Origin of the sequence: Pseudoalteromonas sp. NEC-BIFX-2020_015 (assembly GCF_012952265.1) — a bacterium.
Classification (GTDB): domain Bacteria; phylum Pseudomonadota; class Gammaproteobacteria; order Enterobacterales; family Alteromonadaceae; genus Pseudoalteromonas; species Pseudoalteromonas neustonica.
This window is the reverse complement of the sequence record NZ_JABCJL010000091.1, coordinates 1-687: the sequence shown is the minus strand read 5'-3', so window position 1 is coordinate 687 and position 687 is coordinate 1. Positions and strand designations below refer to the sequence as shown.

At 44.7% G+C, this 687-nt stretch carries 1 protein-coding gene; it reads right to left on the bottom strand.

The features are described 5' to 3' along the window. Nucleotides 1–188: 188 nt before the first annotated feature. Complete coding sequence (locus tag HH219_RS21680; protein WP_349251636.1) at nt 189–542, bottom strand: DUF6559 family protein; 354 nt, start codon at nt 540–542, stop codon at nt 189–191. Nucleotides 543–687 lie beyond the last annotated feature (145 nt).

Sequence of the window (687 nt, the reverse complement as noted above, 5' to 3'; positions counted from 1 at the left end):
GCTAATCCCACACTCCGCCAAAGGCGCAACACTCAATACGGGTGGTTAGTTAGACCTTGCCCGGCAGGGACTTGCACCCTGCAAGATGGATCAAGCTTAGCTTGACGCACCAATGCCTTGCCTAAATCGCTTTTAACTCCAACTGAAACTGCATTTTGAGGTGGCTTGGGTATATTACTGAGTGACGACTAATCACCACCTCCCCCGCCGCCATCTGTACCGCCATCTCCGCCTCCAAAACTCCCCGAAGAATTTAACGCTGAATTTGATGATTCGGCTAAAAGTGTGGCGAATGAAAAATCAGATACTCCGTTAAATAAAGTATCAGATACATCACTACGCATAGCAATATAATCGCAAGACTCGACAGCACTATCATAAATATTTTTAAATTCTGCTGGGGAACAATACATTGCATATGCATAGCAGTTATCGATCACATCCGTACTACTGTGATTACCAATTCTCTTTCGTTTGATAACACTATCTACCTGCGCTTGAGTATAATATTTTTTATATCCGTATTGTGCCTTCAAGACCAAAGGCAGGCTTCTAGGGCGTGTTGACCTTTGTGGATTGAAATTTGTTCAATCTAGGGGCGATTTAATCGCGGCGCGAGGTTTGTAACCTAGCGGGCTAAGTCAAAACCGAGCAACAAAGAGTCAATCGCCCCTAGGAAGAACCCTT